General features: G+C 59.7%; 8 protein-coding genes. 3 read left to right on the top strand and 5 right to left on the bottom strand.

Annotated elements, in window-relative coordinates; genetic code table 11:
• Positions 1–245 precede the first annotated feature (245 nt).
• Positions 246–680, top strand: coding sequence for a hypothetical protein (locus D0T11_RS21270; RefSeq protein ID WP_119657823.1), 435 nt, complete (start codon positions 246–248; stop codon positions 678–680).
• A 273-nt stretch (positions 681–953) separates the two neighbouring features.
• Here the strand turns inward: D0T11_RS21270 and D0T11_RS21260 are convergent, their stop codons facing one another.
• The 5 genes from D0T11_RS21260 to D0T11_RS21240 all read right to left on the bottom strand — a co-directional run bounded on the left by D0T11_RS21260 (position 954) and on the right by D0T11_RS21240 (position 5,663).
• Positions 954–2,150: a PAS domain-containing sensor histidine kinase gene (locus D0T11_RS21260; protein WP_119657821.1), complete on the bottom strand. Its 1,197-nt coding sequence runs from the start codon at positions 2,148–2,150 to the stop codon at positions 954–956.
• 249 nt (positions 2,151–2,399) lie between these two features.
• The gene (locus D0T11_RS21255; protein ID WP_119657820.1) at positions 2,400–2,804 is read right to left on the bottom strand and encodes a response regulator; all 405 of its coding nucleotides are present in this window, start codon (positions 2,802–2,804) and stop codon (positions 2,400–2,402) included.
• Positions 2,805–2,808: 4 nt separating this feature from the next.
• A complete protein-coding gene (locus D0T11_RS21250; protein WP_119657819.1) occupies positions 2,809–3,888 on the bottom strand; it encodes a sensor histidine kinase in 1,080 nt (359 codons plus the stop codon).
• 533 nt (positions 3,889–4,421) lie between these two features.
• Positions 4,422–4,700: a hypothetical protein gene (locus D0T11_RS21245; protein ID WP_119657818.1), complete on the bottom strand. Its 279-nt coding sequence runs from the start codon at positions 4,698–4,700 to the stop codon at positions 4,422–4,424.
• Positions 4,701–4,712: 12 nt separating this feature from the next.
• On the bottom strand, positions 4,713–5,663 hold the full coding sequence (locus D0T11_RS21240; RefSeq protein WP_119657817.1) for a replication initiation protein: 951 nt from the start codon (positions 5,661–5,663) through the stop codon (positions 4,713–4,715).
• A 1,062-nt stretch (positions 5,664–6,725) separates the two neighbouring features.
• Here D0T11_RS21240 and mobC point away from each other — a divergent pair.
• The gene (mobC, locus tag D0T11_RS21235; protein WP_182888555.1) at positions 6,726–7,037 is read left to right on the top strand and encodes a plasmid mobilization relaxosome protein MobC; all 312 of its coding nucleotides are present in this window, start codon (positions 6,726–6,728) and stop codon (positions 7,035–7,037) included.
• Entirely contained in the window at positions 7,034–7,957 is a 924-nt protein-coding gene (locus D0T11_RS21230) for a relaxase/mobilization nuclease domain-containing protein (RefSeq protein ID WP_119657815.1), read from the top strand. The genes mobC and D0T11_RS21230 overlap by 4 nt, the downstream gene beginning before the upstream one ends.
• Positions 7,958–8,069 lie beyond the last annotated feature (112 nt).

Raw genomic sequence — 8,069 nt, 5'->3', positions numbered from 1 at the left:
ACATCAACCGGCTGGGTAAATACACCTTCGCCGACCAACAAGCCTTGTTAGCCAATGGCTTACGCCCCCTTCGCCAGCCGGAGCACTCGTTCGCAACGGCCGCCTCACCGGCTTAGCGTAATTTTTCGCCCCGTTGTAACGAGAACCCCCAGGAGCGCCCGAGTCCCCAGCAAACACCCAAACCCCCACGCCCCACCATCGAGCGCGGCGGCGGCTACGGAATCGAATAATCTTTCCCTTTTGTGATGAATCCCACTCCCCCCACCACCCCCGGCAACGGCGTTGCTACCCTAATGGCCGAGATTGAGCGCATTGCCCAGGAGCTACGCGCCTACAACAAACGCCCCTTGCCGGCCACCGAGGACCAGGTACAGGCGCTGGTGCAGCTGGCCGAGCGCGACCGGCCCCTGACGCTGAACGTGAACAGCGAGGCCGTGGCCGCGCAGCTCGTGGGGAAGGTGGAGCAGCAGGCGAAGGTATTTCAGGACACGGGCTATCAGCTGATTACCTCCCTGGACGAGCGGCAAAAGGCCCTGACGAGTGCGCTGGACGAGCGGCTAGCAGCCCTGAAAGCGGCCGCTGGCGTTCGACGGTCGGCTTTACGTTTGGCCCCGTCGTGTTGGTGCTGCTTACCCTGCTCGTTACCGGTCATTTCTCGCGGGTGCCAAAAGCCGATTTAGAGCAGGTCCAAACCGAGAACAGCCAGCTACAGCAGGCGAATGAGCGCCTGACGAGGGAAGGGGTATTCTATCGCGACCAAGGGGCGGCGTTCCGGAAAAAGTATCCCAACACCGCGCCCTACTTTCCGAAGTACGTGGCCCCGGCTGCCCCAGCCCCAGCGGCCGAGTAGCCAGTATTTTACATCTTGTGAACGACCGTTTACAGTGTGTAAAATGTAGCTTATTATTCACAACACCAAGCTTCTACCCTACTTCTGAGGGACTCTGGGTAGGCTACGGAAGGTCGATAAAGAAGGTCGTGCCCTCATGTTCGTGGCTTTCGCACCAGATTTTGCCGCCGTGCAGGCGCACAATCTGCTGGGTGATGAACAGGCCCAGGCCGGTGGTGCTTTCCCCGTAGAGGCCGGCGCGGGCGGCGGCACTGAACTTGTCAAAGATGTGCGCCTGCAATTCCGGGGCAATGCCCACGCCGGTATCCTGCATCGTGAGACGCGGCCGGCCGGCCGGCTCTTCCAGGCGGACGACCACCCGGCCCCCGGCCGGGGTGAACTTCAGGGCGTTGGTGAGCAGGTTGACCACGACCCGGCTGAACTTGTTGGGGTTCAGGTGCACGGTCACGACGTGCGGCGGCAGCTCCAACGCCAAGGCAATCCCTTTTTCCTGCGCGGCGAGGCGGTGCACGGTGAGTTGCGCGTCCAGAAAGGCATTAAGGTTGATGGGCTCCTTTTTCAGCCGGGTCGCGTCCAGTCCCCCGAGGTAGAGCACGTCTTTGAGCAGGGCATTGGCCTCGTTGCAGGATTGCTCAATCAACTGCAGAAACTGGGGGGTTTCCGGTTCCGCGCTGGCCGCGTCGCGGTGCAGCAGCTCGGTCAGCATCTGAATGTGAGCGATGGGGGTTTTTAGGTCGTGGGCCACCAAGTGCATAATAGCTTCCTGCGTGTCGTAGAGGCGCTTCAGGGACGCTTCCAAGTCCTTGTGCTCGGTGGTGTCGATGAGGGTGGTATAGCCCAGCTCGTGGCCGTCGTCCGGGAACAGAATGGAGTGCACCTGGCACCAGAAGGAAGAACCGTCGGCCCGCACCAGGCAGGTTTCGAAGGTAAAGCTGGGGATGCGGTGTTGCCACAGGCGCTCGTGCAAGCGGTCCCAGTCGGCGCGGTAGTGCGGGTGGGCAAAATCAACGATGCGCCGGCCCTCCACTTCGTCGCGGCGGGCGAGGCCGAGCATGTCCACCAGCGCCGCGTTGGCCTGGCGGATGGTCAGGTCGGGGTTGATGATTTTCTGGCCCAGCGGCGAATTCTCGAACACGGTGCGGAAGCGCACCTGGCTTTGCTCGTACTTGTCGTCCTTCGCTTTCTTCTTGGCCACCGTCGTCCGGTCGGCCTGCAACTGCTTGATTTGCGCGCGCAGGGCCTCGGTTTCGGCCCGTAGGGATTTGGTCTTGGCCTTCGGCGCGTGGTTCGGGGGCATCATAGCGAGTGGGGAAGGAATGGGTAAGATACGCGCCTGCTCACGGAACAGCTTAAAAGATTGCCGCGATGGTACCAGGGGGTGCGCAACGGGCGTGGCGGACGGCCTGCGCGCCGGCGGCCTGGCGGACCACCCGCACTTCCGGGTTCCCCTGCCGCTGCGGCAACAGGCGCTGGTCGTCGTACTTCGGGGCCGCGTCGTCGTCCACGAGCAGCACGGCCGGGCGTGGGGGTTGCGGCGTGGACGAAGCGGTCAGGTGAGCCGCGTTTCTCGTAGCCGGGCTTGCATCGCCTGAATTTTCGCCCCGTCCAGTGGTTTGTGCAGGAAGCCCGCTACCAGGGGGTACTGCCGGGCGCGGGCCTCGTCGGTGGGAGCCAGGGAGGAGGTCAGGATGTAGAACGCGCACCGGCCCAACAGGTGCGCTTCCACCGGTTTCAGGGCGTCCAACACGTCCCAGCCGCTGAGCAGGGGCATGTTCAGGTCCAGCAGCACGACGTGGGGCGGCGCGTCGGTGGGACCCAACTGCCGGAAAAAGGCCACTGCTTCCACCGGGGAGACAAAAGAAGTAATCACGTCGGTGGGCTGCCCTTCGCGGCGCAGCAGCCGGGTGGTCAAAAAAATGCCTATCGGGGCGTCGTCGATGATGAGGGTATCCATTGGGTTAAGGTAGCACGATGGTAAAGCGGGCCCCCTCGTCTACCCGGCTGTGCACGGCGATGTGCCCGCCCATGCGCTCGACGTGGGTTTTGATGAGGTACAGGCCCATCCCGCGGCCGGGGCGGTGGGGATGGAACCGCTTGTAGAGCTTGAATACGTCGTCGCCCGCCTGCTCCTGGTCAAAGCCCGAGCCGTTGTCGGCGACCGTTATCCGCGTTTCCTGCCCCTCTCCGCCCGTCGCCGTCACGGTGACTTCCAGCGGCCGCGCGTCGGCGCGGTACTGGAGAGCGTTACTGAGCAGGTTGAAAAAGATGCTGTAGAGGTAGGCCCGGTTGGCGTGCAGCGATAGGTCGGCGGGGATATCTACCCGCACGGTGCCCCCGCACTGGTCCACCACTTCCTGCAGGCTCTGGACCACCTGCTGCACCACTTCGGCCAGGGGCACGGCCTCGGCTGCGGCCAGGTACTGCTGGTCCCGAATGGCGAGGATGGTGTTCATGTCGCGCAGCACCTGGTCGAGCTGGTGCAGGCTGGCCAGCAAGTGGGTGCGCGTCTCTTCAAAGTACGTCGAGCCCGGCTCTTCCGTGCCCAACAGGTCGGCCAGGCCCAGGGCACTGGCCAGCGGGGCGCGCAGGTTGTGCGAGACGATGTAGGTAAACTGTTGCAGGTCCTGGTTTTGGGTGACTATTTCTTGCTGCGCCAGCATCTTTTCGGTGATGTCGCGGGCAACCATGTGGACCCCGACCACAGCGCCGTTTTCCCAGAGCGGAATTTTCACCACGTCCCAGTGCCGGGGCGCGGACTTGCCCTGGGCGGCGTACATGTCGAAGCGCACGGTTTTGCCGGCGAAGGCTTCTTTCAGTTTTTCCCGGAACAGGGGCTGCACCTCCGGGGGTAAAAAATCGTCGTAGCAGTGGTCCACCACCCGGTCCTTGGGTTCGGCGACCAGGGCGAGAAAGGCCGGGTTGGCGTCGAGAATGATGGCCTTTTCGTTCTGGTAGAGAATCAGTTCGGGGGTGTTGTCGAACAGGGACCGGAACCGGACCTCCGTCGTGGCGATGGGCGGGCTGTCTTTCGGGGGCATGGCGCAGCAGGGTTAGGGGTCGCACAATAGTAGGAACGGAAAACAACGGTAAGAGGAATGCTGAGCAGCGGCCTATCTCACAAAACGTCCGTTTTAACGCTATCAGGGCGTTTTTTGAGAAAAACAGTTTTTGGACAGTCTAGCGCGTAGCTTTTGCTTATCTCACGTATCAACGGCTCTTTTCTGCTTGAATGACTGACTTCGTGAGATAAAACAGCTCGTTTTCGACAGTCAAGCGGGCTTAGCGTTGTTTTCCGTTCCTACTATCGTGCGACCCCGGTTAGGAGCGGGCCAGGCGGACCACCCGCTGCCCTTCAAAAGAGCATACGAGCCAGCAAGGGTTGAAGGCGAAATAGCCCTGTTTTTCAGGAGCCTATCCTAGAAAAATTCTACTCCAATCGTGTTCCAAAAGAGGGCCGAAAACCGTCCTTATTCCGTGATGCCGCTTATAACCGATGTTATGTTAAGGGACAAAAGGAAGAAACAAAAGGGAAAAATTGTACTTCCCCACTGCCCCTAAAATCCTATCAGTCCTAGTCCACTAAATGAGCCGGGAGGGCCGGTACGAAGTCGTCAAATACCTCATAGCTGATGATTTTGTAGCGGCGGGAATAAGCCCGCAGATGAACGGCAATAATTCGGTCCCTTGTAGCGCGTTCAGACCCCGGAGTGTACTCTATGACCAGCATACGCTTCTCCGCCTCCTGAGCAAGCAGAAAATGGCACGGAATGGCTTGCTGTTCGGCTTCGGTGAGGTGAACCGCATTTTCCGGTTTGAGAATGACGAGTTCGAGGTAAATCTTTTGCCGCATGAGGGGAGGAGCTTAAACGGGCTTGGCCACTTTGGCCGCGACTAGGCCCAGCTTGACCAATAGCAGCCCCCCAGGATTGCGGGAGGCCTTGACCTTGCCTGTTTTCAGGTCGTGGTTGTAACGGTTCACTTCGGCGACGTGGGCCGCGCTGCCCAGGATGGTTTGCCGGTGCTTGGCATCGGTGATGCGCAGCTCGTCGAGAATGCGGGCGGCGTTGTCGAAGTGGCTTTGCTGCACCCCCGGCATGGCCTGAGCCGTGGCCACCAGGTCGAAGGGGATGGTTTCGGCCAGGGCTTGCGACTTGACCGTGAACACGATGTTTTTGTAGGTTCTGACCCGCTTTTCGAGCTTGTAACTGATGTGCAGTTCGGTGTGCTCGTTGATTTGCTTGACGGCCACATCTAGTACACTCTCTCGGAAATCACTAAGCCGCGCCATCTTCTCATTGCCTTTCTCATCAAGCAAACCGAGCAGCTTCTTAAAGTCTTGGATGTCGTATTTTTTGGTTTCGCCTAAGTCTTTCCACTGGCTGCAATACTGATAAATGCGCTTGGCGTACTTGCTGGAAAGGCGCAACGCAGCGGCCAAGGTGTAGGAAGTGAAGTTGTCTTTGAGGTCGAACAGGTAAGGTAAAACCGCTTCGGATAGCTTGATTTCGATGATGCCTTGTCCCACGAGGTAATGCACACTCTGAAACATCCACATCTGCCGGTAGCCGGTCTTGTCTTCCACCTCGAACATGCGAGAGCCCATATCGGCCGTTGCCAGCCGCAGGTAGGGGAGATGATATTGTTTGCCTGTTAAAGCGGTTAACTCTTTGATGGGCAACTCATATGTTGCCGTTTTTTGGTCTTTGCGAAGCCGAGAAACCATAAAGAACAGTAGGTCCAATTGCAGCTCAGTGTAGTCGTACCGAGCATTGGTTAAGGCATTATGTTGGCGTATTTCTAGTTCCTTGCTCATAAAGCTTATCAACTGATTTTAATGCAATTATAAGCGAAAAACGGGTAAGGAGTGCGAAACCCATTTATAAAACCCGTTTCTCACGGATTAAAACCCGTTTTCAAACGGATTAAAACCCGTTTCTCACGGATTAAAACCCGTTTCTCACGGATTAAAACCCGTTTCTCACGGATTAAAACCCGTTTCTCGATTTTTTTTTGAGCGTCTAACTCATTTAAAATCAAAAATTTATCATAACTACTGTTGAGCCCTCAAATAGAACAAAGCTTTTCAAATACACCAATTGCTGTTCCCGCGCGAGAAAAAAAAGGCTTTTAGGGACTGTTCGGGGATACAACGGCGCGAACAAAACAAAAACAACAAAGCCCTAGAAGCCAGTAACTTGCGCGCATTTTATAAACTGTATATTATTGGTAATTAACAGTTTATACTCTTAATTGTCGGGCTTATGTACTGGTATGGGCCGGGGAGTGCGGGGTAGTGCTAAAGAGGGCTAGGAGGGCACCAGGAAGAGCCAAGAGGGCAAGGAGCACCAGGGAGCGCTAAAAGAGGTTCGGAGGGCACCAGGACGCGCTAAGGGGGCAAGGAGGGGCCGAAACGGGGGGGGGTAGCTCAGGGGGAAGGAGGAAAGCAGTGGTCAGGTGGCTGGGTAATCGAGTAGAGCCAGGTGGGTCAGCGTAGGGGGAGAAGCGCGGTCGGGGGGTACGAGAAAAAGGACGAGCTGAGGGAGGGGCAGCAGTCGGGGGGAAGGTGGCCAAGTGGTCAGATGGTCGGAGGACGAGCGGCGGAAAGGGCAGCGGTCGAGGGGGCAGTTGGGGGAAGGGGGCAGCAGTTGGGGACTAGCAAAAAAGGGGGCCGGTGGTGTTGTGCGGGCAGGTGGGGTTCGTACCTTAGTACCCCGTGCAGGATTCGTTCGGATGTTAAGCAAGTTATGTTTTTCGCTTCGCTCAAAACTCGTTCGCCCTCCGGGCTCACTAAACTTGCCCCTTCGGGGACCGCCTGATGCCCCCCGACCMGCCCCCCCGCCGCCGAGGCCGACAGCCGAAGACCACCCCCCACCAGGTGCATACCGTGTCGGTGCGGCTGACCGAGGCGGAGCACCGCGAGCTGGCCACCGAGGCGAAGGATTACCGCAAGTCGATGGGCGAGGTATTGCGGGCCGTGTGGGCCGGCACCCCCGACGCGGCCCGCCCGTCCCGGCCGCGCACGGTCGAGGAAGTGGGGCAGCTGCGGCAGCTCATTGGCATGGCCGGCAACCTAAACCAGCTCACCAAGCAACTCCACGCCGGCCACAACGTGAGCGAGGCGGCCCGGCAGGTGCTGGTGCAGCTCTACCGGCTACTCGAGGACTTGGCCCCCGATTCGACGCGATGATAGGCAAGGTGAAAATCGGCAAGAGCTTCGGCGGCATTTGCCGCTATGTGTTCGGGGAAGAGAAGGGGGCCGAGGTGCTGGCCACCGAGGGCGTGCGCGGCACCTCAGCGGAGCACATGGCGGCGGACTTCAACGCGCAGCGGGAGCTAAACCCGAATTTGGGCAAGGCCGTGATGCACGTCGCGCTGGCCTGGCCCGCCGAGGAGAAGGAGCAGCTGCCCAACGAGCGGATGGAGGAAATAGCCCGCGCCTACCTGAAGGCGATGAAAGTGGACCCGGAGGGGACGCAGTGGGCGTTGGTACGGCACCGCGACCAGGACCACCCCCACGCCCATCTCATTGTCAATCGGGTAGATAATGAGGGGGCCACGGTGAGCGACCAGCACAACTACCGCCACAGTCTGGAGGCGTGCCGCCAGTTGGAAAAGCAGTACGGCCTGGTCAGTGCCCAGGAAGTGAGCCAGGACAACCGCCGCGCCGTGCGCGAGCAGTTGCCGGAGCGGGCGGCGGCCAAATTGTACGTGCAGGACGCGCTGAGCCGGCACTTGCCCCACGCCACGAGCACCGAGGAGCTGACGGCCGCGATGCAGCGGGATGGTATTGGGGTGCAGGCCACGTACCAGAAGGAGAAATTGCAGGCCGTGGTGTTCGCGTACGAGGGCCACCACCTGAAAGGCAGCGAGTTGGGCCGGGCGTACAGCGGCAACAATTTGGCGAAGACCATCGAGGCGCAGCAGGACCAGGTGCAGCAGCAGCGGGCGGAGCTGAGCACGGCTGGTCAGCAGTACGGCCAGCACCGGCTAGAGCTGGATTTAGAAGCGTTCGGCCGGGAGTACGCCGCGCAGAAGCAGCAGGCCGAGAAAGCCGAGAAACAGGCCCAGGAGGGGTTCTCGTTACAACGGGGCGAAAAATTACGCTAAGCCTCAGTTGGCTTCGGCATGCCGCCGGTGGGAACACCTAAATGGGCGAGATAGCGGTAAATGGTAGCGCGGCCGACGCCGAGCAACTGGCCGATTTGGGCCACGGTCTTGT

Source organism: Hymenobacter rubripertinctus (assembly GCF_003583925.1).
In the GTDB taxonomy this organism is placed as follows: domain Bacteria; phylum Bacteroidota; class Bacteroidia; order Cytophagales; family Hymenobacteraceae; genus Hymenobacter; species Hymenobacter rubripertinctus.
The sequence above is the reverse complement of the archived record's forward strand: the minus strand, read 5'-3'. Positions and strand labels throughout refer to the sequence as shown.